The following is a 24,142-nucleotide window of genomic DNA, read 5'->3' as shown; positions in this document are numbered from 1 at the left end:
CGTGTTGGTCTTCTGGGAGTTGATGAAGGTGACTAAGCGCCGCCTGCCGAAGCCGGACGAGCTGAAGCAGCTCCTGCGACCGAAGCCGATCGTGCTCAACCCCACCGACCGGCGGCTGGCGAACGCGCACACCATCGCCGACCTGCGGACGATCGCCCGCAAGCGGACCCCCCGGGCGGCGTTCGACTACACCGACGGCGCGGCCGAGCTGGAAGACAGCCTGCGCCGCGCCCGGCAGGCCTACCGGCGGATCGAGTTCCACCCCAACGTGCTGCGCGGGGTGTCCGATGTGGACACCACGCGCGAGATCCTCGGGAAGACCTCGGCGCTGCCGTTCGCCTTCGCCCCCACCGGGTTCACGCGGATGATGAACCACGAGGGCGAGTCCGCCGTCGGCCGCGTGGCGCAGCGCAACGGCATCCCGATGGGCCTTTCGACGATGGCGACGACGTCGATCGAGGACCTCGCCGCGGCGGCTCCCGAAGCCCGCAAGTGGTTCCAGCTCTACGTCTGGCGCGACCACGGCGCGGGCGAAGATCTGATGAATCGCGCCTGGGCGGCGGGCTACGACACGCTGATGCTGACCGTGGACACCCCGGTCGGCGGCGCGCGCCTGCGCGACGTCCGCAACGGCCTGACCATCCCGCCGGCCCTGACGCTCAAGACGTTCCTCGACGGCGCGACGCACCCGGCGTGGTGGTTCAACCTGCTCACCACCGAACCGCTGCACTTCGCGTCGCTCAACCACTTCGGCGGCACCGTCGCCGAGCTGCTGAACAAGCTGTTCGACCCGACGCTGGACTTCGACGACCTGGACTGGGTCCGCCAGACCTGGCCGGGGAAGCTCGTCGTGAAGGGCGTTCAGAACGTCGACGACGCGCGTGACGTCGTCAAGCACGGCGCCGACGCGGTCCTGATCTCCAACCACGGCGGCCGCCAGCTCGACCGCGCCCCGACGCCCCTGGAGCTGCTGCCGGCGGTGCTGGACGAGCTCCAGGGCGGCGCCGAGGTGTGGATCGACACGGGCATCCTGTCGGGCGGCGACATCGTCGCGGCCATCGCCCGCGGCGCGGACGCGGTGCTGGTCGGCCGCGCGTTCCTGTACGGCCTGATGGCCGGCGGCGAGCGTGGCGTGCAGCGGTGCGTCGACATCCTGCGCACGGAGATGGTCCGCACGATGCAGCTGCTGGGCGTCCGGACCCTGAAGGACCTGACGCCCTCGCACGCCACCCTGCGCTAGACGCTCAGACCTGCGCCTGGCCGCCGTCGACGAAGAACTCGACGCCGTTGACGAAGCTCGCCTCGTCGGTGGCCAGGAACAGCGCCGCCGCGGCGATCTCGCTCGGGTCGCCCAGGCGGCCCAGCGGGACGGCCGTCGCCATCTGCTCGACCATCGCCTGCTGCGCGCCCGGCTCGGCCAGGCCGAGGAGACCCGGCGTCAGCGTCGGCCCCGGGCTCAGGACGTTCACGCGGATGCCCTTGCCCTGCAGGTCGAGGGCCCACGTGCGGGCGAAGTTGCGGACGGCGGCCTTCGTCGCCGCGTAGACGCTCATGCCCGGCGCCACGCGCGTCGACGTCGTCGAGCCGGTGACGATGATCGACGCCTTCTCGTTGAGCAGCGGCAAGGCTTTCTGCACGGTGAAGACGACGCCCTTGACGTTCGTGCCGAAGGTGGCGTCGAACTGCTCCTCGGTGATCTCGCCCAGCGGCTGGGTCACACCGCCGCCGGAGTTGGCCACGACGACGTCCAGCCCGCGGCCGCGGTCGGCGATCGCGCGGTAGACCTCGTCGAGGTCGGCGAGGTTCGAGGAGTCGGCGCGGATCGCGTGCACCGACCCGCCGATCTCGGCGACGGCGTCGTCGAGGACTTCCTTGCGCCGTCCGGTGATGACGACGTGCGCGCCTTCCGCGGCGAACCGCTTCGCGATCCCCAGGCCGATGCCCGTGCCGCCGCCGGTCACCAAAGCGGTCTTGTCCTTCAGGTCCACGATGCCTCCCGATTTCTTGACTGTCTCGTCCAGAACCTACGCCGTTCTGGACGAGACAGTCAAGAATGCCTATCCTGGAGCCATGGCGAGACCCCGGAGCTTCGACGAGAGCGCGGTCCTGCGCACCGCCCGGGACCGCTTCTGGTCGACCGGCTACGCGGGCACGAAGATCGATGACATCGCCGCGGCCACCGGCCTCGGCAAGGGCAGCCTGTACGGCGCCTTCGGCGACAAGCACGCGCTGTTCGTGCGCGTCTTCGAAGACCACTGCGCCACCGCGATCGAGGGCGCGCGCCGCAAGCTGGACGGCCCCGACAGCGATGCCCTCCGGCGGCTCCACGACTACGTCCTGGCGGACGCCGAAGCGGTCGCCGCGGACGACATCCACCGCGGCTGCCTGATCGCGAAGGCCGCGGCCGAATGCGCCGAGCACGACCCCGAGATCGCGGACCGCGCGCGCCGGGCCTTCCGCGAGCTGAACGACCTGTTGACCACCTGCGTCGCGGCCGCCCAGCGCGCGGGCGACCTCGACGGGACCCAGGACCCGCGCCGGCTGGCCGGCCTCCTGCTGGCGGCCATGCGCGGGATCGAGGCCCTGGGCAAGGGCGGCTGCGACCGGGCCGACCTCCGCGGCATCGCCGAAACCGCCCTGGCCGTGCTGCCGAAGCCGTGAAGCACTGACTCATTGGGCCAACCGGTCTCAACTTCTTGACGGACCGACCGGTTTGTGACGAAGATCTCGGGCACTCGCCGAAAGGCCGTTTTCGCATCGTGGAAAACGGAGGTCGCCCGTGTTCGTCCAGGCCGTGTTCATCCAAGACGTGACTCCCCTCGGTTCGCTGGGCCTGTCGGCGCTCGTCGCCGCGCTGCCCCTCGCCACCGTCCTCGTGCTCCTCGGCGTCGTCCGGATGAGAGCCCACCACGCGGCCCTGATCGGGCTGCTCGTCGCGCTCGTCGTCGGGATCGCCGCCTACGGCATGCCGATCGTCCAAGCCGTCTCCGGCGCGCTGCAGGGCGCCGCGTTCGGGCTCTGGCCGATCATGTGGATCGTCGTCAACGCGCTGTGGATCTACCGGCTCACCGTGCGGACCGGGCACTTCGACGTCCTGCGCCGCTCGTTCGGCCGGATCTCCGACGACCCGCGGATCCAGGCGCTGATCATCGCCTTCTGCTTCGGCGCGCTCATGGAGGCCCTCGCCGGCTTCGGCGCGCCGGTCGCGATCAGCGCCGTGATGCTGGTGGCCGTCGGCTTCCACCCGGTGAAGGCCGCGGTCGTCGCCCTGGTCGCGAACACCGCCCCGGTCGCGTTCGGCGCGATGGGCACGCCGGTCGTGACGCTGGCCCAGGTCACCGGCCTGCCGCTGCAGCAGGTCTCTTCGATCGTCGGCCGCCAGACGCCGTTGCTGGCCCTGGTCGTGCCGCTGCTGCTGGTGATCATCGTCGACGGCAAGCGCGGCCTGAAGGACACCTGGCTGCCCGCGCTGGTCTGCGGGGTCGCGTTCGGGCTCGTGCAGTTCCTCGCCTCGAACTACGTGTCGCCGCAGCTGGCCGACATCGGCGCCGCCCTCGCCGGGGCCGCCGCGCTGGTCGCGCTGCCGCAGACCCGCCGTCCGGTGCCCGAGGCCGTCCGGATCAGCATGGGCGGCGGTGGAACGGCGACCAAGGAAGCACCGCCCGAGGACTCGCGCAACGACGTCGTCAAGGCCTACCTGCCATACGCGCTGATCATCGTGATCTTCTCCCTGGCCGTGCTGCCGCCGATCAAGAAGCTGCTGGACAAGGCGACCTGGAAGTTTCACTGGCCCGGGCTGAACGTCCTCGGCCCGAACGGGAAACCGGTGTCGGGCAACACGTTCTCGCTGCCGTTCCTCAACACCGGCGGCACGCTCGTGCTGCTGGCCGGCATCATCACGGCCGCGATCCTCGCCGTCTCCGCGAGCGGCGCCGTGCAGGAATGGCTGGCCACGCTCAAGGAACTGCGGTTCGCGATCCTCACCGTCTGCGGGGTGCTCGCGCTGGCCTACGTGATGAACCTGTCCGGCCAGACCACCACGATCGGCACGTTCATCGCGGCCGCCGGCGCCGGCCTGGCGTTCCTGTCCCCGGTGCTGGGCTGGTTCGGCGTCGCCGTCTCGGGCTCGGACACCTCGGCGAACGCGTTGTTCGGCGCGCTGCAGGTGACCGCGGCGAACAAGACGGGCCTGGCCGCCGACCTGCTGGCCGCGGCCAACAGCTCCGGCGGCGTCCTCGGCAAGATGGTCTCCCCGCAGAACCTCACGATCGCCTGCGTGGCGGCGAACCTGCCCGGCGAAGAGGGCAAGCTGTTGCGGAAGGTGCTGCCGTGGAGCGTCGGGCTACTGCTGGTGATGTGCCTGATCGTGCTCGGGCAGAGCACGCCGGTGCTCAGCTGGATGCTGCCATGACCCGGCGCTCGGCGACGCGGCGCGCGGAGCGGTTCCAGCTCCACCAGCCGTGCACGACGAGCCCGGCGAAGACGATGTAGATCGCGGCCGAGAAGTACAGCCCGGACGAGATCTGCAGCGGCACGCCGATCGCGTCGACGACCAGCCAGACCAGCCAGAACTCGACGAGCCCGGCGCCCTGCGCCCCGAACGCGACGAGCGTGCCGACGAAGATGGCGGCGTCCGGCCAGGGCGCCCACGACGCGTTCAGCGCGTCGAGGACCAGGGCCATCACGGTCGTGCCGGCGACGAAGGCGCCGAGCATGGCGAGCCGCTCGGCGAGCCGGCCCTGCCGGACGACGACGCCGAACACCGGGTCCTGGCGGCGGGTCCAGGCCCACCAGCCGTAGACGGAGATGGCGAGGATGGCGACCTGGCGGGCGGCGAGCCCGCCCAGGTGCGCGGAGGCGTAGACGGCGAACAGCAGCACGGTCGCCCCGACCTGCACGGGCCACGTCCACAGGGTGCGACGCTGCGCGAGGAACACGACGGCGAGCGCGAACACCTGCCCGGCGAGCTCCGCGATCGAGATCCACTGACCGAGCACGGTTATTCCGTGGTGCAGCAGGAAATCCACCTGACGCCCCTTTCGTCCTACCGCATCAAACATGCTCCGGCGGGGGTGAATTCCCTAGAGACTGTGAGCCGCGGAACATCCCACCTCGTGGACGCCGTCGCCGACGCGGAGCGTGCCACCGCGGACGACGCGGGTCTGCACGCCGAACGTCACGCCGTTCGTGTCGGAGATGGTCTTGAGCAGCCCGGGCGCGGCCGGCAGCCCGTCGCCCGGCAGGCCGACCATCACGCAGCGGACGGCCTTGCGGAGGACCTCCAGCTCGACCTCGCCGATCCGGATGCGCTCGCCCACCCACGCCTCTTCGGTGAGTTCCGGCGCCGGGCCGGTGTCGAGCAGGAGGTTGGCCCGGAACCGCCGCTCGTCGAGCGCGACGCCGGGCGCGCGTTCGGCCAGCCAGGCCAGCGACGACGTCGTGACCAGGTGGACGGGCGCTTCGTCGTGGTGCGGGATCTCCGCTTCCCTCGCCAGCTCGACGCCGGGGAAGCCCAGCTCGGCCGCGATTTCGGCGTGGATTTCCGCGGCGTCACCGCGGATCACGCGCCCGTCCGGGAAGGTCAGCACCGGGACGTCGCCGTCGTACCGCGCGGCGAACGCGTGCAGGCCGGGCATCCGCCGGAACCGGCGGGAGTTCTTGCCGCTGCCGAACTTGCCGTCGGCGTCGTGGACCGCGTACAGGCGGTCGCCGTCGAGGCCGCGCTCGCCGAGCGTCACCTCGGACAGCCGTTCGCCGGCCATCGACTTCACCGGATAGCGCCAGACCGCCGCCACGACCCCCATCGGACCAGCGTAACGGGAAAAGGCCCGGCGGCTTCCCCGTCCGCCGGGCCTTTCCGTTCAGTTCGCGCTCAGCCCTGCGCGCGCGGCATGCCCGCCGGCGGCGTCGGGGTGTTGTCGGCGCCGACCGTGGCGCGCGGCGGCGCGCTCGTGCCCATCTCGCCGGTTCGCTGCGCCGGCGTCTCCGCCATCTGCTGCTGCATGTTCGCGATCCAGCCGCGCCAGCGGTCCTGCGCCGGCTTGATCAGGCCGCCGCCGAAGCCGACGACGATGACGCCGCCGATCGTCGCCAGCACCGCGATCAGCACCGGGCCGGTGATCGTCGTCGCGATGTTCACCTGGCCGAGCGCGGCGATGATGCCGAACGCCATGATCAGCCAGTAGGCGCCGGTGGCCAGGTAACGGCCGGCCGGGCGGCCCGACATCGCCGACGTGACGACGTCACGCACGACCTTCGCGATCGCCGCGGCGACCACCACGAGCACCAGCGCGACCACGATCCGCGGCAGGAACGCGATGATGTCGTTGAGCAGCTGGCTCACCGGGTTGGTCGGCCCGAACACGCCGAACGCGAGCTGCAGCGCGATCAGCAGGACGAAGTAGTAGACCAGTTTCACGAGGATTCCGGCCGCGTCGATCTTCTGCTGGCCGACGCTGCCGGAAAGGCCCGTCTTCTCGATCAGCTTGCCGAACCCGACCTTTCCGAGGACGAGGCTCAGCCCTTTCGCGATCGCCTTCGCGATCAGCCAGCCGATCAGCAGGATGATCAGGAATCCGACGAGTTTCGGGACGAACGTGGCCACCAGGTTCCACGCTTGCCCGAGCCCGTCCTTCAGTTGCTGGCCCATGACGACTCCCTCTTGGTGTTTCGCACCGAATCGCACCGCGATTCGGGTGGTGCGCGCTGTTGTGCACCGGATCGTTGATCAGGTACCCAGCGGCGGCAACTCGTGCGCCCCACGATCGAGTGAGACGACTGGCGCGCGAAGATCGTTGGTGGCCATACTGGTTCTACCGGTGGGGACCGGGGAGACGAGGCCGTCCGGCGCAGCGTAAACCGCAAGCGCCGGGCGGCCTCGAGCATTTGGGGGAATGCGCTGGTCCACCCGCAACTCCATCCCCCAAAGAAAACCGGCCCCCGGACACCTGAGGCGTCCGAGGGCCGGGGTGAAGAACCGGTGAACTTCAGGCAGCGCGCAGAGCGTCGCGGAGTTTCACCTTCGCACCGGTGCGCATGACCGCATTCCGGTAGATCCGCGCGGCCAGCCAGATCAACCCCGGAATCATCAGCACCACCAGCACCACCGACAACGCGGCTTCCCACACCGGGACCCCGCCCATCGCCAGCCGGATCGGCATCAGCGTCGGCGAAAACACCGGGATCACGGAAAGCACCTCGACGAACGTGCTGCCCGGGTTCGACGGCAGCACCGAAATGCCGATCACGTACCCGGCGATCACGAACATCAGCGCCGGCATCGTCGCGCCGCCGACGTCCTCCTGGCGCGAGACCAGCGCGCCCAGCGCGGCGAACACGATCGAGTACATGAAGAACCCGAGCAGGTACCAGACGATCAGCCAGACGACGGTGCCGATCGCCGACGAAAGCGAGAGATCCGGGAGCGCTCCGGTCGCGGCGACGGTGACGAGACCACCGACGCCGATGACCACCATCTGGATCAGTCCCACGACGCCGATGCCGAGCACCTTGCCCGCCATCAGCTGCCACGGCTTGATCGTCGACAGCAGCAGCTCGACGACCCGGGACGTCTTCTCCTCGACGACGCCCTGCGCCACGGTCTGGCCGTTGATCATCAGCGACAGGTAGATCAGGATGCCGGCGGCGATGCCGAGCCCCAGCTGCGCGCCGTTGTAGTCGTACGGCTGCTCCAGCGGCGCGTCCTCGATGAACTTCGCGGACGCGACCGCGGCCTTGAACCGCGCCGGGTCGCCGCCGAGCGCCGTGATCTGCTGGTCGATCGCCACCTGCTGGGACAGCAGCTGCAGGACGTTGGCCAGCTTGCCGTCGAGGTCCTTCTTGACCTGGACGTGCACGGTCTTGCCGTCGCCGGTGAGCAGCGCGTCGATCGAACCGTCCTCCAGCTTGGCGCGGCCGGCGGCCTCGTCGGCGACCTGGGTGACGTCGATCTTCTCGCCGACCGTCTGCCCGCCGGCCTGCAGCGGCGCCGAGAGGGGCGCCGTGGCCGGGGTGTAGCCGACGGTCGAGTCGGCGCCGCTGCCGCCCGAGATCAGCTTCAGCAGCACGATGCCGATCACGATCAGCAGCAGCATGACGACGGTGGCGACGCGGAAGGCCTTCGACTTCACGCGGGTGGAGATCTCGCGCGAGGCGACCAGCCCCACCGCCGCGACCGGGCTCATCCGGACGTCCTGGACCGGGGTACTCACGCGGGGACCTCCTCGGTCACGACGGAACGGAACAGTTCGGTCAGCGACGGTTGCTCGCGCGCGAACTCGTGCACCCGCCCGGTGGCCAGCGCCGCCTTGAGGACGGCCTGGTCGTCGGCGCCCTCACCCAGCTCGAGCTCGGTCACCGAGCCCGTCCGGCCGAGCACCTTCACCGCGGTCAGGCCGTCGGCCCAGTCGTCCGCGGCGTCGGGCACGTCGACGCGCAGCCGGACGGCACCGCCCGCGCGCAGCTCCCCGACGGTCCCCTTGGCGACCATCTGTCCACTCCGGACGATCCCGACCCGGTCGCAGAGCCGCTCCACCAGGTCGAGCTGGTGGCTGGAGAACACCACGGGAACGCCGTCGGCGGCCTTCTCCTTGAGCACCTGGCTCATCACGTCGACCGCGACCGGGTCGAGGCCGGAGAACGGCTCGTCGAGCACCAGGATCCGCGGCTCGTGCACCAGCGCCGCGGCCAGCTGGACGCGCTGCTGGTTGCCGAGGCTGAGCTTCTGCACCTCGTCGTCGCGGCGCCCGGCCACCCCGAGCCGCTCGGTCCACTTGTCCGCCGACGCCCGCGCGGCGGCGGACGGCATGCCGTGCAGCCGCGCGAGGTAGGTGAGCTGCTCGGCCACCTTCATCTTCGGGTAAAGCCCGCGTTCCTCGGGCATGTACCCGATGTGGCGGCGCGTTTCGTGCGTCACCGGCTCGCCGTCGTAGCGGACTTCGCCGCCGTCGGCGGAAAGCACGCCGAGCGCGATCCGCATGGTAGTGGTCTTGCCGGCGCCGTTGCTGCCGACGAACCCGAACAGCTCGCCCGGCCGGACGTCGAACGTCATTTCGTGCAAAGCGACCACGTCGCCGAAGCGTTTGGAGACCTTGTCGATCTCTAAACCGGTCATTCCGGTTCCCCCGTTCATTTACTGGCTGCCCCCATCCGGGATCCTAGGCAGTTCGTACACGCCTCGCACAGCGCCGCACGTTGCCGCCGGGGGCTACGAAAGTTGCGGGCACGTAGGATCGCGGGCGCCATGGATGGAACCACCTCCCCGCGCCGGGTGCCGAAGCACCACGGACTTTCCGCGAAGACGCTTCGGCGGCTGGAACACGCGTCCGGCAGCCTGGCGAGCGCGAGCATCGCGGTGATGGAGCGGCGGCTGACGTGGTTCACCCGGCTGCCCGCCGACCAGCGCGCGAGCGTCCTGCTGATCACGCAGGCGGGCGCCGCGGGCTTCGTCGACTGGCTGCGGGACTCGAAGGAAGCCCTGCAGCTGACGACCGAGGCGTTCCGCGACGCGCCGGCCGAGCTGTCGCGGTGGGTCAGCCTGCGGCAGGCGGTCGGCATGGTGCGCCTGGCCATCGAGGTGTTCGAGGAGCAGCTGCCGGAGTTCGCCGCGAACGAGGCGGAGCGGGCGGCGCTGATCGAGGGAATCCTGCGCTACGGCCGGGAAATCGCGTTCGCGGCGGCGAACTCGTACGCGGCGGCGGCGGAGGCCCGCGGCGCGTGGGACGCCCGGCTGGAAGCATTGGTCGTCGACGGGATCGTCCGTGGCGACGCGGAGGAGTCGGTGCTTTCGCGCGCGACGGCGCTGGGCTGGGAGCCGTCGGCGGCCGCGACGGTGCTGGTGGGCAATCCGCCGTCGGAGGACCCGCCGACGGTGGTTTTCGAAGTCCGCAGCCGCGCGGCCCGCGTCGGCCGCCCGGTGCTGCTGTCGGTCCAGGGCTCCCGCCTGGTCGTCGTGGTCGGCGGCCCGACCGAGGGCGGGGTGAAGGAACGCGAGATCCTCACCCGGATGTCGGTGGCGTTCGCCGAGGGCCCGGTGGTGGCGGGTCCGACGGTGCCGTCGCTGGCCGAGGCGCACCACAGCGCGACCGAGGCGTTGTCGGGGCTGCGGGCGGTGGTCGGCTGGCCCGGGGCACCGCGCCCGGTCCGCTCGGCGGACCTGCTGCCGGAGCGCGCGCTGTCGGGCGACGCGGAGGCGGAGCGCCTGCTGGTGGACACGATCGCGCGGCCGCTGGAAGAGGCGGGGCCGACGCTGCAGCGCACGGTGGAGGCCTACCTCGAGAGCGGCGGGGTGCTGGAGACGTGCGCGAAGACGCTGTTCGTCCACCCGAACACGGTCCGCTACCGGCTGCGCAAGGCGGCGGACCTGACCGGCCACCAGCCGACGGACCCGCGGGACGCCCTGGTGCTGCGGATCGCCTTGACCGTGGGCCGGCTGGCCCGCGCCCGCGGCCTCTGGTGACCCCTTCCCGAGACGGGCGTCACGTGATGGACTTAACAGCGAAAGGTGATTGAACCCGACAAGGCTTCCGGGTTACGCGCGAGCTTCTCCGGCGCGTCTTTGGAGGGTTCCGACAAAGACGTCGCACAGACACTGTGAGCGTCGGCATCACGCCGGAGCACCGCGAACGTGTTGTCTTGAAGGGTGACAGCAGCAGTCCTCGCTCCCGGTCAGGGGTCCCAGGCCCCCGGTATGTTCACGCCCTGGCTCGACCTCGACGGCGCCCGCGAGCGCGTCGCCTTGTGGTCCGAGCGCGCGGGCCTCGACCTGCTCCGCCTCGGCACCGAGGCGGACGCCGACGAGATCCAGGACACCGCCGTCGCGCAGCCGTTGATCGTCGCGCTCTCGCTGCTCACCTTCGAACACCTCCAGGCCACCGCGCCGGTCCCCGCGGACGCGCCCGTCGCCGGGCACTCCGTCGGCGAGCTCGCGGCCGCCGCGATCGCCGGGGTGCTGAAGCCCGAGGACGCCGTCGCGCTCGCCGCCGTCCGGGGTGCCGAGATGGCGAAGGCGTGCGCGCTGGAACCGACGTCGATGGCCGCGGTCATGCTCGGGGACCCCGAGCAGGTCGTCGAGTGGCTCGAAGGACAGGGCCTGACCGCGGCGAACCGCAACGGAGCGGGGCAGATCGTCGCCTCCGGTGCCGCCGACGCCATCGCGAAGATCGTCGCCGAGCCCCTCGAGGGCACGAAGATCCGCGCTCTCAAGGTCGCCGGCGCGTTCCACACGCAGTACATGGCGCCCGCCGAGGAGGCGCTGCGCGCCCACGCCGCCGAGCTGACCCCGGCCGACCCGGTCCGCCCGCTGCTGTCCAATGCGGACGGCGCGGTCGTCACCAGCGGGGCCGAGTACCTGGACCGCCTCGTCGCGCAGGTCACCCGGTCCGTCCGCTGGGACCTGACGATGGACGGCCTGGTCTCCCTCGGCGTCACCCGCACCGTCGAACTCGCGCCCGCGGGCACGCTGACCGGCCTGGTCAAGCGGCAGCTCAAGGGCGTCGTGACCACTACCACCGCGCTGAAGACGCCGGCCGAGCTGGCGGCGCTGCGCCAGGAGGACGCCTCGTGACCGACCGACCCGCCCTGAGCCTCAACCCCGGCTCCCGCGGCAGCCGCGTGCTGGGCATCGGCAGCGCGCAGCCGGACAAGATCGTCACCAACGACGACCTGTCGCAGATCATGGACACCAACGACCAGTGGATCCGCGACCGCGTCGGGATCATCGAGCGCCGGTTCGCGGAGAAGGACGAGACGCTCACCGACTTCGCCGTCGCCGCCGGCACCGCCGCGCTGGCCGACGCGGGCGTCGACCCGTCCGAAGTGGACACGGTGATCCTGCCGAACTGCACCATGCCGACGCTGATCCCGAACGCCGCCGCCCAGGTGGCCGCGCGGATCGGCATCCCCAGCCCCGGCGCGTTCGACCTCAACGCCGCGTGCGCCGGGTTCTGCTACGGCCTCGGCGTCGCCTCCGACCTGATCCGGGCCGGCTCGGCGAAGAAGGTCCTCGTCATCGGCGCGGAGAAGCTCACCGACTCGGTCAACCCGGTCGACCGGGCGAACGCGATCATCTTCGCCGACGGCGCGGGTGCCGCGGTCGTCGGCGCGTCCGACGAGCCGCAGATCGGCCCCGTCTCCTGGGGCAGCGCCGGCGACCTCGTCGACCTGATCGGCATGACCGAGGACAAGTTCATCTACCAGGAAGGCCAGTCGGTCTTCCGGTGGGCCACGACCCAGATCGCGCCGATCGCCATGCGCGCGCTGGAGGTGGCCGGGCTCAAGCCGTCCGATGTGGACGTGCTGATCCCGCACCAGGCGAACCTGCGCATCGTCGAGGCGATCGCGAAGAAGCTGCGGGCCAACGGCGCCCGCGACGACATGGTCGTCGCCGACGACATCAAGTACTCCGGCAACACCTCGTCGGCGTCCATCCCCCTCGCGCTGGACCACATGCGCAAGGCCGGGACGGCGAAGTCCGGCGACGTGGTGCTGGCGGTCGGGTTCGGCGCGGGCCTGTCCTACGCCGGGCAGGCGTTCGTCTGCCCCTGATCACCGTTAGGCTCCCCGCGGGCATTCGCTCGCGGACACAACCCCCAGAAACACCGAGAAGGGAACAACCCCATGGCTGACAACGCTGAGATCCTCGCCGGCCTCGCCGAGATCGTCGAAGAGGTGGCCGGTGTGGCTCAGGACGACGTCACCGCCGAGAAGTCGTTCGTGGACGACCTGGACATCGACTCGCTGTCGATGGTCGAGATCGCCGTGCAGGCCGAGGACAAGTTCGGCGTCAAGATCCCGGACGACGAGCTCGCCAACCTCAAGACCGTGGGCGACGCCGTCAACTACGTGTCGGCCAACTCCAAGTAAGTCTGTTCCCTCCTTGAGGAGACTCCCATGAGCAACATCGACGTCGTGATCACCGGTCTCGGCGCCACCACACCGCTCGGCGGGGACGTGACGTCCACCTGGGACGGTCTGCTGGCCGGGCGGAGCGGGATCCGGGCGATCGAGGCCGACTGGGTCGAGGAGCTGCAGCTGCCCGTCAAGATCGGCGGCATGCTGGCCGTCGATCCTTCGGAGGTCCTTCCCCGGGTGCAGGCCCGCCGGCTGGACCGCTGCGAGCAGGTCGCACTGATCGCCGCCCGCCAGGCGTGGGCCGACGCCGGGTACGCGGAACCGACGGACGAGCACACCGACGTCGACCCCGACCGCCTCGGCGTGTCGATCGGCACCGGCGTCGGCGGCCCGGTCACCCTGCTCACCCAGAACGATCTGTTGCACCAGCAGGGTCTCCGCAAGGTGTCGCCGCTGACCGTGCCGATGCTGATGCCGAACGGCCCGGCCGCGCACGTCGGCATCGACCTGAAGGCGCGGGCCGGGGTGCACTCCCCGGCCTCGGCCTGCGCTTCCGGCGCCGAGGGCATCGCGAACGGGGTGGAGATGATCCGCTCCGGCCGCGCCGACGTCGTGGTCGCCGGTGGTGCCGAAGCGTGCATCCACCCGATCACGCTGGCCGGGTTCGCCCAGGCCCGCACGGTGTCCACGCGCAACGACGACCCCGGCAGCGCGTCACGGCCGTTCGACGCGAGCCGCGACGGCTTCGTCCTCGGCGAGGGCGCCGGCGTGGTCATCCTGGAGCGCGCGGACCAGGCGAAGGCCCGCGGGGCCCGCATCTACGCGACGATCGCCGGGCACGGCATCACCTCGGACGCCTACCACATCACGGGCAACCACCCCGAGGGCATCGGCCAGATCGCGGCGATGCGCGCGGCGATGAAGATGGCCGGCGTGACCGCCGCGGACGTCGGGCACGTGAACGCCCACGCGACGTCCACTGTGGTCGGTGACATCGGCGAGGCGGCGGCGATCCGCAACGCGGTCGGGGAACACCCGGTCGTGACGGCGCCGAAGGGCGCGCTGGGTCACCTCGTCGGCGGTGCCGGCGCGGTCGAGGGGATCATCACGATCCTCTCGCTGTACCACGGCATCGTGCCGGCCACGATGAACCTGACCGACCTGGACCCGCGGGTGCAGCTGGACGTCGTGTCCGGCGAGGCCCGCAAGGTCGAGCTGACCGCGGCGATCAGCAACTCGTTCGGCTTCGGCGGGCACAACACCGCGCTGCTGTTCACCCCGGCGGCCTGAGTTCGAAACTGAAAAGGGGCCCGGCTTCGGCCGGGCCCCTTTCAGCATTTTTCGTGCTCGGGCGAAGGTCCGGGGTCCACGGTGTCGATCCGGAGCGCGTCGTCTTCCACGACCATGGGCAGGACCAGCCGCCAGTGCAGGCACGTTTCCCGCATGTCCGCCGGAGCGTCCTGGGGGTCCTGGGTGCTGGTGAACGCGACCAGCACCCGCAGCGACTGTCCCGCACCGCGCTCGATGCGGTAGATGAGGATGTCCTTGTCTTTTGTGGACCGGAAATCCTTCTTCCAGTCCACCGCGGTCTTGGTGCGCCTGCGCTCGTCGCTGACCACGGTCTGCCACTGGGGGTAGTTGCGCTCGTTGATGGCCGAGAAGTACGTCTCGAGCGCCCTGCGCACGGCGCCGGCCTGCGGGTGCGCCCTCGCGTCTTCGGTCATCTGGACGACGCCCGCCGCGGCCGGCGCTCCGCTGCTGGCCGACGACGGCGTGGCGCTCGAAGCGGTGGTTTCGTCGGCGGGCTGGTCGGGGCGGCGGTAGATCTCGCGCGCGAGCAGGCCGGCGCCCACGGTCACGGACAGCACCACGGCCACGACGGGCACCAGCCAGCGCTGGCGGGAGCTGGGGGCGGGGGTGGTCACGCCGAAGAGCGTACCGGCCCCCGTCCCGCGGCTAGCCGACCTGGTGCAGCCAGGTCACCGGCGCGCCATCGCCGGCGTGACGGTAGGGCTCGAGCGCCTCGTCCCAGCTCGCGGCGAGGAGTTCGTCCAGCTTGTGCGCGAGGGACTCACCCCCGCGGGTCATGGCGACGAGGGCGCGCAGCTGGTCTTCGCCCACCACGATGTCGCCGTTGGCGCTGGTCCGCCCGTGCCAGAGGCCGAGGCCGGGCGCGAAGCAGAACCGTTCGCCGTCGACGCCCGCGCTGGGCTCTTCGGTGACTTCGAACCGAATCATCGGCCACGCCTTGAGGGCGGACGCCAATCTGGCGCCGCTGCCCGCGGGCGCGCGCCAGCCGCACTCGGCGCGAAGCTGACCCGGACTGGCCGGCTGCGCCGTCCACTTCAGGTCAACGCGGGCACCCAGGGTGCCCGAAATGGCCCACTCGACGTGCGGACACACCGCAGACGGCGACGAGTGGACGTACACCACACCTCGGGTGCTGCCACGGGTGCTCACTGCTACCTCCGCTTGTTGCTCGACGAGGGACGTCTTCCCCTACGCCCTACTTCGAGCTGCAGCGTGGCCTCAGCGCGGCTCCCGAATACCGCCTCCGATGCGTTGTAGCACATTCTGCACCCCAACCGTGCTGTTTGGCCACATGAACACCACAAGTCACCCAGGGCCCCACTTTCGGTGGGCTCACGGCCGCGTCGTCCCCGTGTCGCACGATGGTTACCACCACGCGCGCTAGCGTGATGACCCGGAACGACGAGCAGGGAGGGGTTTCGGTGCGACTGGTGCGCCTCGAGCGGCAGCAGTCCCGGGTGGCCGACGACATCCGGGCGGCACTGGCGTCCCTCGGCCGTGGCAGCACCGTCATCGGCGGGATCGCGCTGGTCGGCGTGGGAACGGTGACCGAGCGCCCGATCGAGGCGGTGGTCCTGCTGCCCCACGGCGTGATCATCGTGATCGGCGTGGACCTCCCGGACCCGGCGCTGCGGCTGGAAGCCCCGCTGGGAGCCGAGTGGAAAGCCGACGGCTGGCCCCTGATCGCCGACGACGACGCGGTCAACCCGGCGACGGAAGCACTGGACGTCTCCCAGGCGTGCGAGCAGCGGATCGCTTCGCTGGTGCCGGGCACGGGCCCGGTGGGGACGATCGTCGCGGTAGGACCGTACGTGGAGACGGTCGACCAGCCGGCGAGCGACTTGGCGGGCCCGGTCCGCGTCTTGCACCCGACACCGACGACGATGCTGGCGGCAACGGTCTCGCTGGCGACGGCCCACCGCCCGCGCTCGGTGGACCAGGTCCGGGCACTGATCCGCGGGCTGGCCCCGGACGCACCGGAGTTTTCGGACGAGGTGCTGGTGGGGGAAGGATTCAGCCGCTTCACGGACGATTCGCCCCCGGAGTCCCTTTGGGACAGTGCACCTAAGGGCAGTGTGCCTAGAGACAGTGCACCTGGGGGCAGTGTGCCTTGGGACAGTGCACCGCCGGTGCCGAGCCAGGCGGGAACACGTACGGCTCGCGCGGCCGGTGCTGCTGCGGCCGGTGCGGTTGCCGCGGCGGGTTCGGCTGCAGCAGGCGGAGCCGGGTGGCAGAGCAAAACTCCGGTTTCGGCCGAGCCCGAGCCCGCGCCCGCCGAGGAGCCGGTGTCCACCGCTGCCGAAGACGCGGAATCCGCGGCCGTTTCCACAGAGGATCCGGAATCCGCCGAACTCGCGGCCATCTCCACCGAAGAGCCGGAACCCGCCGAGCCCGCGACCACATCCATCGCACACCCCGAATCCGCCGAGCCCGCGACCACCTCCACCGAAGAGCCGGAGCCCGCGGAACCCGCAACCACCTCCACCGCACACCCGGAACCCGCGGAACCCGCGACCACATCCATCGCACATCCCGAGCCCATCGAGCCCGCCGCCGAGCCCGCGCCCGCGCCGGAAGCAGAACTCGCCGGCTCCTCACCGCACTCCGGCGACGAAGCATCGGCTCTCCCCCAGGATTCCGAGCGCACCGAGGTACTCCCGGCTCCCGCGCGAAAAGACACCCCGGTGTTCCCCGGCGCCACCGCGCCGCCGCTGTTTCCGGGGGCAGCCCGACCGCGCGAGCAGGAATTCGCGGACGACACCGAACGAACCGAGAACCTCAGCTCCCCCGCCGTACCCGACCGAGCCGCAGCCGGCCGAGCCGAGCCCGACCGAGCCGCAGCCAGCCAAGCCGAGCCCAACCGATCCGCAGCCGGCCGAGCCGAGACCGGGCGGAGCGCGCCCCAGGCCGTCACCCTCGGGCAGATCACCCTGCCGCCCGAACCGCGTCCCTTCCCCACCCCGCGGCCTGCCCCTCGCGAGGCCGCCCCGACCTCGAAGACCGTCCGCTGGCTGCCGCTGGCCGCCATCGGGCTTCTCGTTGCCCTGGTCGTCGCCGCCATCGCCGTCGCCACCTCCGGGGACGACACCGCCGCCGCGCCCACCGGGCCGCCCACTCCCGCGACCCAGCCGCCTCCGCAGAGCACCACCGCTCCCGCGCAGAGCCTCCAGTTCGCCCTGCGCGCCGCCGATCGCGACCAGCGGTGTGCCTCCCACGCCTTCGGGGACGCCCAGGCCAGCCTGCAGCAGACCAGCTGCTCCGGCGTCCGGCGCGCGTCCTACGCCGCCACCGTGGACGGGCGCGAGGCCGCCGTCACCGTCGGGATCGTCGAGTTCCCCGATGCCGCGCAGGCCGCCGCGTTCAAGGCCGTCGCCGACACTCCCGGCGGGGGCGGACTCCTCGACCTCGCCTCCGAGACCGGCAAGTGGGGCGCCACCCCGGCGCCGCGGTTCGAGAACGCCGCCTACACCTCGCGGGTCGAAGGCACGTCCGTGCGGGTCGTGCAGGCCGTCTGGGCGCCGGGACCGTCCACTCCGGACGACCCCGGCCTGGCCCGGGCCGCGAAAGCCGCCCTGGACCTGCCCGCGCAGTGATCAGAGCCCGTAGGCCTCCAGCAGCCGCAGCCAGACCTCGCTGATCGTCGGGAACGACGGCACCGCGTGCCACAGCCGGTCGAGCGGCACCTCGCCGACGATCGCGATCGTCGCCGAATGCAGCAGCTCCGAAACGTCCTGGCCGACGAACGTCACGCCGAGCAGGACGTTCCGCTCGGTGTCGACGACCATCCGGGCCTTGCCGGTGTACCCGTCCGCGTGCAGCGACGAGCCCGCCACCGCGATGTCGATGTCGACGACGCGGTCGGCCGAACCGGGCCGCGCGTCCGCCAGGCCGACGGCCGCGACCTCCGGGTCGGTGAACACCACCTGCGGGACCGCGCTGTGGTCGGCGGTGGCCGTGAAGGGGCTCCACGCCTCCGTCGACACCGGCTTTCCCGCGGCCAGCGCCGCGACCGTGTCACCCGCCGCGCGGGCGCCGTACTTGCCCTGGTGGGTCAGCGGGGCGCGCCCGGTGACGTCGCCGGCCGCGTACAGCCAGCCACCGTCCACTGCGGACGCCCGGCCGGTGTCGTCGACCTCCAGCGCGTGCCCGGGCTCCACGCCGAAGGCCTCCAGGCCCAGCCCGGCGGTCGCGGGCCGGCGCCCGGTCGCCACCAGGAACTCGTCGACGACGACCACTTCGCCGTCCTTCAGCGCCAGCTCGGTGCCGGAGTCCCCCGCCGCGACCCGCTCGACCCCCGACTCCGTGTGCACGTACACGCCGGCTTCGCGCAGCCCGTGCAGCACGAGGTCGCCGGCGATCGCGGCGGTGCGCGGCAGCGGCCGCTCGCCGGTGATCACCAGGTGCACCTCCGAGCCCAGTGACGCGAACGCCTGCGCCATCTCGACGCCGACCACCCCGCCACCCAGGACGCCGAGGCGGCCGGGCACCGACTCCGCCGACGTCGCCTCCCGCGAACCCCACGGCCGGATCGTGTCGAGGCCCGGGATCGACGGCGTGCTCGGCACGCTGCCGGTGCACACGATCACCGCGTGCCGCGCGGTCAGCACGCGGTCGCCGTCGAGGGTGACTTCCCGCTCACCGGTGATTTCGCCGTGCCCGCGGATCGGCTCGATGCCGGCGCCGCGGGCCCACTCGACCTGCCCCGAGTCGTCGCCCTTGCCGGTGAACCAGTCACGCCGCGCGAACACCGCCGCGGGGTCGAGCCGGTCGCCGACCGGCACACCGGGGATCCGCTTCGCCGCGGCGAGGAGGTTTCCCGGCCGCAGCAACGCCTTGCTCGGGATGCACGCCCAGTAGGAGCACTCGCCGCCGAAGCGCTCGTGCTCGACGAGGGCGACCTTCAAGCCACCGCGAGCCGCCCGTTCGGCGGCCACCTCCCCCACCGGACCCGCACCGATCACCACTACGTCAAAAGTCTGCGCAGACATGGGTTCAGCGCACACCACCACGCGGGATCACGCAAGCCAGCGGCTATCCTCGTCTTTCGAAGCTGCAAGTCATCGGCGGCCCGGTGCCGTCGGCCCCGGTGCGCGCGCCTACCACGTTCGAGCACGGGAGGTTTGTCGTGGCCAAGAACACGGCTGTGCGGGTCCTGGACGATCTCACCGGCGAAGCCGCCGCCGAGACCGTCGGGTTCGGGCTGGACGGTATCGACTACGACATCGACCTCTCCTTCACCAACGCCGACGCCCTGCGTGAGCTGCTGCAGCGCTACGCCGACGCGGGTCGCCGCACCGGCGGCCGCAAGCGCCGGCCGCGGATCGTCCCGGGTGCGAAGCGGCCCCGGGCGAAGGCGGCGAAGCCGGTCGCGGGCCGCCGCGCGGCGGCCACCAAGACCGCGAAGACCACCGCGAAGGCCGAGCCCAAGGCCACCGCGACCCGCACGAAGACGGCGGCGAAGGCCGAGCCGGCGAAGACGACCCGCACCCGCAAGGCGGCGGAGCCGAAGAAGACCACTCGGGCGACCGCGCGGAAGGTGCCGGGCGTCACGTTCTCGGCGGCCGAGAAGTAGCTCCACAGTAGACAGACGCGCCGGGGGTCAGGCCGCGCGCTGGGAGCCGTCCGCGTGCCAGGACGGGTACCGGTACCGCGTGTGCAGCAGCGCCCGCTGCCGCGCCAGCTCGGCCGCGGTCGGCGGGCGCGGCACCAGCGTCCCGAGGATCTGCGACGCCGCCGCCCGCACCGCCGCCTCGACCGCCGGGAACCCGGGACGCAGCCCGTGCTCGGCCAGCGACGCCACCGGGCTGCGGTGGGAGTCGAGCGGCCGCGGGTCCGCCGGCGCGCTCGTCAGGTAGCGGCCGACCAGCGTGGCCGACGTCTCGACCAGCAGCGTCGAGTGCGCCAGCAGCCCGGTCTTGGTGCGGAACACGGCGAACCCGCACAGCTTCGCGTCGCCGACGAACAGGCCGCGGTCGCCGATCCGCGGCACCAGCCCGAGCTGGTCGACGGCGGCGCTCATCACCTTGCCGAGCGTCTCCAGCGGCCGGTCGGTGGGCCCGGGCAGGACCAGCGTCACGTTCAGGTTGCCGGGATCGTGGAACACGGTGCCGCCGCCGCTGGCCCGCCGCAGCACCGGGACGCCGTCCCGGGCGCACTCCTCGACCCGCACTTCGCGGGCGATCCGCTGGCCACGCCCCACCACGACGCAGACCGGGTTGCGCCAGAGCCACAGCACCGGTGACCCGGGCGCAACCCGGAGGAGCGCTTCGTCGAACGCCAGGTTGTCGGCCGGATCCGTGAATGCCGCGCGCACGTCCGACCCGGTCGTCATAGCGCCTTGAGTTCCTCCACGATCTCGCCCACCGACGTCTTGGCGTCGCCGAAGAGCATGCTGGTCTTCGGATCGTAGAACAGGTCGTTGTCGATGCCGGCGAAGCCGGAGGCCATCCCGCGTTTCAAGACGATCACGGACCGGCTCTCGTTGACCTTGAGGATCGGCATCCCGTAGATCGGCGAGGTCGGGTCGGTCTGCGCGGCCGGGTTCGTGACGTCGTTCGCGCCGATCACCAGCGCGACGTCGGTCTGGGCGAACTCGGAGTTGATCTCGTCCATCTCCTTGAGCTGCTCATAGGGCACGTCGGCCTCGGCGAGCAGCACGTTCATGTGCCCGGGCATCCGGCCGGCCACCGGGTGGATCGCGTAGGCGACCGTGATGCCCTTCTTCTCCAGCAGCTTCGCCATCTCGCGGACGGTGTGCTGCGCCTGCGCCACGGCCATGCCGTACCCCGGCACGACGACGACCTTGCTGGCGTAGGCCATCTGGATCGCGGTGTCGGCGGCGCTGGTCGAGCGCACCGGGCGCTCTTCTTTCGCGCCCCCGCCGGCCGAGACCGCCGGACCGCCGCCGAAGCCGCCCGCGACGATCGCCGGGATGGACCGGTTCATCGCCTTGGCCATCAGGTTGGTCAGGATCGAGCCGGACGCGCCGACGATCATGCCGGCGACGATCAGCGCCGTGTTGTCCAGCGCGAGGCCCATCGCCGCGGCCGACAGCCCGGTGAACGCGTTGAGCAGCGAGATGACCACCGGCATGTCCGCGCCGCCGATCGGCAGCACGACGGTGAGGCCGAGGATGCCCGCCGCGACGAGCAGCCCGACGATCAGGAAGCCGGAGTCGCCGCCGGCGACGATGATCACCGCGCACGCGAGCGCGATCAGCAGGAGCAGCGCGTTGATCGGCTGCTGCAGCTTGCCCATCGAAATCGGGCGGCCGCTGATCAGTTCCTGGAGCTTGCCGAACGCGACGTTCGAGCCCCAGAAGGAGATGGACCCGATGATCGCGGCGAAGAGCGACGCGATCGCGATGTACGCCGGTTCGTGCGCGTAGCCGTCGGTGGAGTTGAACTCGACCCACGCGATGAGCGCGACCGCGCCGCCGCCGACGCCGTTGAACAGGGCCACCATCTGCGGCATCGCGGTCATCTTGACCTTGCGCGCGGACGGCACGCCGACCACCGCGCCGATCGCGACGCCGAGGACGATCAGCAGCCAGTTGCCCATGCCCGGGGTGAGCAGGGTGGCGATCACCGCGACACCCATGCCGACCGCGGCGATCCAGTTGCCGCGGACCGCGGTGCGCGGGCCGGTCAGGCCCATCAGGCCGTAGATGAAGAGGGCGAACGCGATGATGTAGAGGATCGCGACGAAGTCGGTCACTTGTCGTCCTCCTCACCGGGTGCGGGCTTCTTGCCCTTGAACATCGACAGCATCCGGTCGGTGACCAGGAAGCCGCCGACGACGTTGATCGTGCCGAAGGCGATCGCGATCACCAGCAGGATCTTGTTGAACACGCCGTCGACGCCGAGGCCGAGCACGACCAGGCCGCCCAGCAGCACGATGCCGTGGATGGCGTTGGTGCCCGACATCAGCGGGGTGTGCAGGGTGTTGGGCACCTTGGAGATGACGGCGAAGCCGACGAACCCGGCGAGCACGAGCACCGCCAGGTTCTGCACAAGTGGGCTCACGAAGTACTCCCTTCGCGCCCGGCCACGCAGGCACCGGCGACGATCTCGTCTTCGAAGTTCAGCTCCAGCGCGCCTTCCTTCGTCACGAGCAGCTCCAGCAGCTCGGTGACGTTGCGCGCGTACAGCTCGCTGGCGTGCGAAGGCATTTCGGCGGGCAGGTTCAGCGGGGAAGCGATGGTGACGTCGTGCTCCACGACGTCCTCGCCCGGCTTGGTCAGCTCGCAGTTGCCGCCGGTCTCGCCGGCGAGGTCGACGACGACCGAACCGGCCGGCATGCCCTTGACGGCGTCCGCGGTGACCAGCGTCGGCGCCTTGCGGCCCGGCACCAGCGCCGTGGTGATCACGACGTCGAACTTCGTGATCGCCTCGGTGAGCCGCCGCTGCTGCTCCTCGCGCTCCTCCGGCGTCAGCTCGCGGGCGTACCCGCCTTCGCCGACCGCCTCGATGCCGAGGTCCAGGAACTGCGCGCCGAGCGACTTGACCTGCTCGGCCACCTCGGGCCGGACGTCGTACCCGGTGGTCTGCGCGCCGAGCCGCTTCGCGGTGGCCAGTGCCTGCAGGCCGGCGACGCCGGCGCCGAGCACCAGCACCTTCGCCGGGGGCACGGTGCCGGCCGCGGTGGTGAGCATCGGGAAGAAGCGGGGCAGCTTCTGCGCCGCGAGCAGCACGGCGCGGTAGCCGCCGATGCTGGCCTGCGACGACAGCGCGTCCATCGCCTGCGCCCGGGAGATCCGCGGGACCGCCTCCATCGCGAACGCCCGCAGGCCCGCTTCTTCGAGCTTCGCGAGCCCGTCCGGGTTGCCGCGCGGATCGAGGAAGCCGACGAGGACGCTGCCCCGGCTCAGCTTCGAGACCTCTTCCGGCGCGGGCGGGTTCACCTTCACGACGATGTCGGCGCCCCACGCGTCGCCGAGCTCGGCGCCCGCCTGGGTGTACGCGTCGTCACTCAGGTGCGCGCGGGACCCGGCGCCCGGTTCGACCAGGACTCGCAAACCCCGTTGCGCGAGCCTCCCGACCAGTTTGGGCACCATGGCCACCCGGCGCTCCCCGGGGCGTGACTCGGTCACCACACCCACGGTGAGCTGCTGATGCTGTTCGCTGTCGGCCACACGACCTCCTCATCGGCGAGGCACGATCCGAGGGTTGTACCACGCCGGACCGACACTCCCCAGTGACCTGGGTCGCAAGTCCGGGGGTTGTGCCAGAAGATACGAGCGCCGTAGGGGGAGCGTTCAGCTCGTTTTCCAACGGGGGATGCCGAGCAGGATCAGGCGCAGCCGTTTTTCCGCCGTCCCGGTGATTTTCGCGTCTTCACCCGGCCGGGCTTCCAGCAGGTCGACGGTGGTCGTGATCATCACGGAAACGATCAAGTCCGCCAGCATGTGCAGGTCTTCGGTGCTCCAGGCGCGCAGCGGCGCGAACCGCGCGAGGTCGATCGCGAGGTCACCGGAGAACATCCGCAGTTCGACGGCGATGGCGCGGGCGAGCGGGCCGCCGCCGTAGCGCTCCCGCGTCAGGAACCGGAAATGGTCCTCGTTCGCCCGGACGAACTGGTGGACCGTGGCCACCGAGGCGCTGATCATCCCCTGGTAGGTGTCGGGATCGGTGCGCGCCGACCGCATCATCCCGCGCAGCGTGCGCGTCGCTTCTTCGACGAGCGCGACACCGAGTTCCTCCATCGAGGCGAAGTGCCGGTAGAACGCCGTCGGCACCAGGCCGGCGCCCTTCGCCACCTCGCGCAGGGAAAGCGTCGCGAACGGACGGTCGGCCAGCAGGTCCAGGGCGGTGTCCAGCAGCGCTTGACGCGTGCGCTGCTTGCGCTCTTGCCGGCTCACCGGCGTCAGCTGGTCTTCGGACACGGGGTCCAGCGTACGGATGTCCACCGCGTTGCTCACGTCACATCCTCCGCGTTCTTCGTTGACAGGCGCTCCACTCCTGCAGTGCACTGTTGAGTGTAC

24 protein-coding genes are annotated in these 24,142 nt (G+C 71.2%); 10 read left to right on the top strand and 14 right to left on the bottom strand.

What is annotated here, in order from left to right; all coding sequences use genetic code 11:
* The first annotated feature begins 28 nt into the window (after nt 1-28).
* A complete protein-coding gene (locus QSK39_RS50265; protein ID WP_285484935.1) occupies nt 29-1,240 on the top strand; it encodes an alpha-hydroxy acid oxidase in 1,212 nt (403 codons plus the stop codon).
* A 4-nt stretch (nt 1,241-1,244) separates the two neighbouring features.
* Here QSK39_RS50265 and QSK39_RS50260 read toward each other — a convergent pair whose 3' ends face one another.
* Nucleotides 1,245-1,988, bottom strand: coding sequence for an SDR family oxidoreductase (locus tag QSK39_RS50260; RefSeq protein ID WP_285484934.1), 744 nt, complete (start codon nt 1,986-1,988; stop codon nt 1,245-1,247).
* A gap of 82 nt (nt 1,989-2,070) precedes the next feature.
* Between QSK39_RS50260 and QSK39_RS50255 the strand changes: the two genes are divergently transcribed.
* Both QSK39_RS50255 and QSK39_RS50250 read left to right on the top strand, forming a co-directional pair.
* Nucleotides 2,071-2,661, top strand: a complete 591-nt coding sequence (locus QSK39_RS50255) for a TetR/AcrR family transcriptional regulator (protein ID WP_285484933.1) — start codon at nt 2,071-2,073, stop codon at nt 2,659-2,661.
* Between the two features lie 133 nt (nt 2,662-2,794).
* Complete coding sequence (locus QSK39_RS50250) at nt 2,795-4,411, top strand: L-lactate permease (protein ID WP_285484982.1); 1,617 nt, start codon at nt 2,795-2,797, stop codon at nt 4,409-4,411.
* On the opposite strand, the gene QSK39_RS50245 is transcribed toward QSK39_RS50250, so the two are convergent.
* The 5 genes from QSK39_RS50245 to QSK39_RS50225 all read right to left on the bottom strand — a co-directional run bounded on the left by QSK39_RS50245 (nt 4,392) and on the right by QSK39_RS50225 (nt 9,112).
* Nucleotides 4,392-5,027 carry a nicotinamide mononucleotide transporter family protein gene (locus QSK39_RS50245; RefSeq protein WP_285484932.1) on the bottom strand — a complete coding sequence of 212 codons (636 nt, stop codon included), beginning with the start codon at nt 5,025-5,027 and terminating at the stop codon, nt 4,392-4,394. The genes QSK39_RS50250 and QSK39_RS50245 overlap by 20 nt on opposite strands.
* A gap of 54 nt (nt 5,028-5,081) precedes the next feature.
* Nucleotides 5,082-5,804, bottom strand: a complete 723-nt coding sequence (locus QSK39_RS50240; protein ID WP_285484931.1) for an MOSC domain-containing protein — start codon at nt 5,802-5,804, stop codon at nt 5,082-5,084.
* A gap of 68 nt (nt 5,805-5,872) precedes the next feature.
* The gene (locus QSK39_RS50235; protein ID WP_285484930.1) at nt 5,873-6,649 is read right to left on the bottom strand and encodes a mechanosensitive ion channel family protein; all 777 of its coding nucleotides are present in this window, start codon (nt 6,647-6,649) and stop codon (nt 5,873-5,875) included.
* A gap of 337 nt (nt 6,650-6,986) precedes the next feature.
* Nucleotides 6,987-8,183 carry an ABC transporter permease gene (locus QSK39_RS50230; RefSeq protein ID WP_285484981.1) on the bottom strand — a complete coding sequence of 399 codons (1,197 nt, stop codon included), beginning with the start codon at nt 8,181-8,183 and terminating at the stop codon, nt 6,987-6,989.
* Nucleotides 8,184-8,206: 23 nt separating this feature from the next.
* Nucleotides 8,207-9,112, bottom strand: a complete 906-nt coding sequence (locus QSK39_RS50225; protein ID WP_285484929.1) for an ABC transporter ATP-binding protein — start codon at nt 9,110-9,112, stop codon at nt 8,207-8,209.
* A 129-nt stretch (nt 9,113-9,241) separates the two neighbouring features.
* Between QSK39_RS50225 and QSK39_RS50220 the strand changes: the two genes are divergently transcribed.
* The 5 genes from QSK39_RS50220 to QSK39_RS50200 all read left to right on the top strand — a co-directional run bounded on the left by QSK39_RS50220 (nt 9,242) and on the right by QSK39_RS50200 (nt 14,139).
* Nucleotides 9,242-10,456 (top strand): PucR family transcriptional regulator, encoded by a 1,215-nt coding sequence (locus tag QSK39_RS50220; protein WP_285484928.1) that lies wholly within the window; start codon nt 9,242-9,244, stop codon nt 10,454-10,456.
* Nucleotides 10,457-10,639: 183 nt separating this feature from the next.
* Entirely contained in the window at nt 10,640-11,563 is a 924-nt protein-coding gene (locus tag QSK39_RS50215; protein ID WP_285484927.1) for an ACP S-malonyltransferase, read from the top strand.
* Nucleotides 11,560-12,543, top strand: coding sequence for a beta-ketoacyl-ACP synthase III (locus QSK39_RS50210; RefSeq protein ID WP_285484926.1), 984 nt, complete (start codon nt 11,560-11,562; stop codon nt 12,541-12,543). Before QSK39_RS50215 ends, QSK39_RS50210 begins: the two co-directional genes overlap by 4 nt.
* A 72-nt stretch (nt 12,544-12,615) precedes the next feature.
* Nucleotides 12,616-12,861 carry an acyl carrier protein gene (locus tag QSK39_RS50205; RefSeq protein WP_004559006.1) on the top strand — a complete coding sequence of 82 codons (246 nt, stop codon included), beginning with the start codon at nt 12,616-12,618 and terminating at the stop codon, nt 12,859-12,861.
* Between the two features lie 27 nt (nt 12,862-12,888).
* Nucleotides 12,889-14,139, top strand: coding sequence for a beta-ketoacyl-[acyl-carrier-protein] synthase family protein (locus tag QSK39_RS50200; RefSeq protein ID WP_285484925.1), 1,251 nt, complete (start codon nt 12,889-12,891; stop codon nt 14,137-14,139).
* A gap of 41 nt (nt 14,140-14,180) precedes the next feature.
* On the opposite strand, the gene QSK39_RS50195 is transcribed toward QSK39_RS50200, so the two are convergent.
* Together QSK39_RS50195 and QSK39_RS50190 are read right to left on the bottom strand one after the other, a co-directional pair.
* Nucleotides 14,181-14,774 (bottom strand): hypothetical protein, encoded by a 594-nt coding sequence (locus tag QSK39_RS50195; protein ID WP_285484924.1) that lies wholly within the window; start codon nt 14,772-14,774, stop codon nt 14,181-14,183.
* A gap of 31 nt (nt 14,775-14,805) precedes the next feature.
* Complete coding sequence (locus QSK39_RS50190; RefSeq protein ID WP_284746535.1) at nt 14,806-15,309, bottom strand: DUF3145 domain-containing protein; 504 nt, start codon at nt 15,307-15,309, stop codon at nt 14,806-14,808.
* A gap of 272 nt (nt 15,310-15,581) precedes the next feature.
* On the opposite strand from QSK39_RS50190, the gene QSK39_RS50185 reads away from it, so the two are divergent.
* Nucleotides 15,582-17,753 carry a hypothetical protein gene (locus QSK39_RS50185; protein ID WP_285484923.1) on the top strand — a complete coding sequence of 724 codons (2,172 nt, stop codon included), beginning with the start codon at nt 15,582-15,584 and terminating at the stop codon, nt 17,751-17,753.
* On the opposite strand, the gene QSK39_RS50180 is transcribed toward QSK39_RS50185, so the two are convergent.
* Complete coding sequence (locus QSK39_RS50180; RefSeq protein WP_285484922.1) at nt 17,754-19,148, bottom strand: dihydrolipoyl dehydrogenase family protein; 1,395 nt, start codon at nt 19,146-19,148, stop codon at nt 17,754-17,756.
* A gap of 137 nt (nt 19,149-19,285) precedes the next feature.
* Here QSK39_RS50180 and QSK39_RS50175 point away from each other — a divergent pair, with 137 nt between their 5' ends.
* Nucleotides 19,286-19,732, top strand: a complete 447-nt coding sequence (locus QSK39_RS50175) for an Lsr2 dimerization domain-containing protein (protein ID WP_285484921.1) — start codon at nt 19,286-19,288, stop codon at nt 19,730-19,732.
* 27 nt (nt 19,733-19,759) lie between these two features.
* On the opposite strand, the gene QSK39_RS50170 is transcribed toward QSK39_RS50175, so the two are convergent.
* The 5 genes from QSK39_RS50170 to QSK39_RS50150 form a co-directional block, all read right to left on the bottom strand.
* Nucleotides 19,760-20,491 carry a lipoate--protein ligase family protein gene (locus QSK39_RS50170; RefSeq protein WP_285484920.1) on the bottom strand — a complete coding sequence of 244 codons (732 nt, stop codon included), beginning with the start codon at nt 20,489-20,491 and terminating at the stop codon, nt 19,760-19,762.
* Nucleotides 20,488-21,876: an NAD(P)(+) transhydrogenase (Re/Si-specific) subunit beta gene (locus QSK39_RS50165; RefSeq protein WP_285484919.1), complete on the bottom strand. Its 1,389-nt coding sequence runs from the start codon at nt 21,874-21,876 to the stop codon at nt 20,488-20,490. The genes QSK39_RS50170 and QSK39_RS50165 overlap by 4 nt, the downstream gene beginning before the upstream one ends.
* The gene (locus tag QSK39_RS50160; RefSeq protein ID WP_285484918.1) at nt 21,873-22,184 is read right to left on the bottom strand and encodes an NAD(P) transhydrogenase subunit alpha part 2; all 312 of its coding nucleotides are present in this window, start codon (nt 22,182-22,184) and stop codon (nt 21,873-21,875) included. The genes QSK39_RS50165 and QSK39_RS50160 overlap by 4 nt, the downstream gene beginning before the upstream one ends.
* A complete protein-coding gene (locus QSK39_RS50155) occupies nt 22,181-23,293 on the bottom strand; it encodes a Re/Si-specific NAD(P)(+) transhydrogenase subunit alpha (RefSeq protein ID WP_285484917.1) in 1,113 nt (370 codons plus the stop codon). Before QSK39_RS50155 ends, QSK39_RS50160 begins: the two co-directional genes overlap by 4 nt.
* A gap of 123 nt (nt 23,294-23,416) precedes the next feature.
* Nucleotides 23,417-24,079 carry a TetR family transcriptional regulator gene (locus tag QSK39_RS50150; protein ID WP_285484916.1) on the bottom strand — a complete coding sequence of 221 codons (663 nt, stop codon included), beginning with the start codon at nt 24,077-24,079 and terminating at the stop codon, nt 23,417-23,419.
* Nucleotides 24,080-24,142: the final 63 nt, after the last annotated feature.

The sequence above is a fragment of the Amycolatopsis sp. NBRC 101858 genome (assembly GCF_030269325.1).
Taxonomy (GTDB): domain Bacteria; phylum Actinomycetota; class Actinomycetes; order Mycobacteriales; family Pseudonocardiaceae; genus Amycolatopsis; species Amycolatopsis ponsaeliensis.
The sequence above is the reverse complement of the archived record's forward strand: the minus strand, read 5'-3'. Positions and strand labels throughout refer to the sequence as shown.

Excerpts from the sequence above, each read along its gene's own strand:
- QSK39_RS50255 (WP_285484933.1), top strand. The coding sequence starts at position 2,071 with ATGGCGAGACCCCGGAGCTTCGACGAGAGCGCGGTCCTGCGCACCGCC.
- QSK39_RS50240 (WP_285484931.1), bottom strand. The coding sequence starts at position 5,804 with ATGGGGGTCGTGGCGGCGGTCTGGCGCTATCCGGTGAAGTCGATGGCC.
- QSK39_RS50235 (WP_285484930.1), bottom strand. The coding sequence starts at position 6,649 with ATGGGCCAGCAACTGAAGGACGGGCTCGGGCAAGCGTGGAACCTGGTG.
- QSK39_RS50230 (WP_285484981.1), bottom strand. The coding sequence starts at position 8,183 with ATGAGCCCGGTCGCGGCGGTGGGGCTGGTCGCCTCGCGCGAGATCTCC.
- QSK39_RS50225 (WP_285484929.1), bottom strand. The coding sequence starts at position 9,112 with ATGACCGGTTTAGAGATCGACAAGGTCTCCAAACGCTTCGGCGACGTG.
- QSK39_RS50220 (WP_285484928.1), top strand. The coding sequence starts at position 9,242 with ATGGATGGAACCACCTCCCCGCGCCGGGTGCCGAAGCACCACGGACTT.
- QSK39_RS50205 (WP_004559006.1), top strand. The coding sequence starts at position 12,616 with ATGGCTGACAACGCTGAGATCCTCGCCGGCCTCGCCGAGATCGTCGAA.
- QSK39_RS50200 (WP_285484925.1), top strand. The coding sequence starts at position 12,889 with ATGAGCAACATCGACGTCGTGATCACCGGTCTCGGCGCCACCACACCG.
- QSK39_RS50180 (WP_285484922.1), bottom strand. The coding sequence starts at position 19,148 with ATGTCTGCGCAGACTTTTGACGTAGTGGTGATCGGTGCGGGTCCGGTG.
- QSK39_RS50170 (WP_285484920.1), bottom strand. The coding sequence starts at position 20,491 with ATGACGACCGGGTCGGACGTGCGCGCGGCATTCACGGATCCGGCCGAC.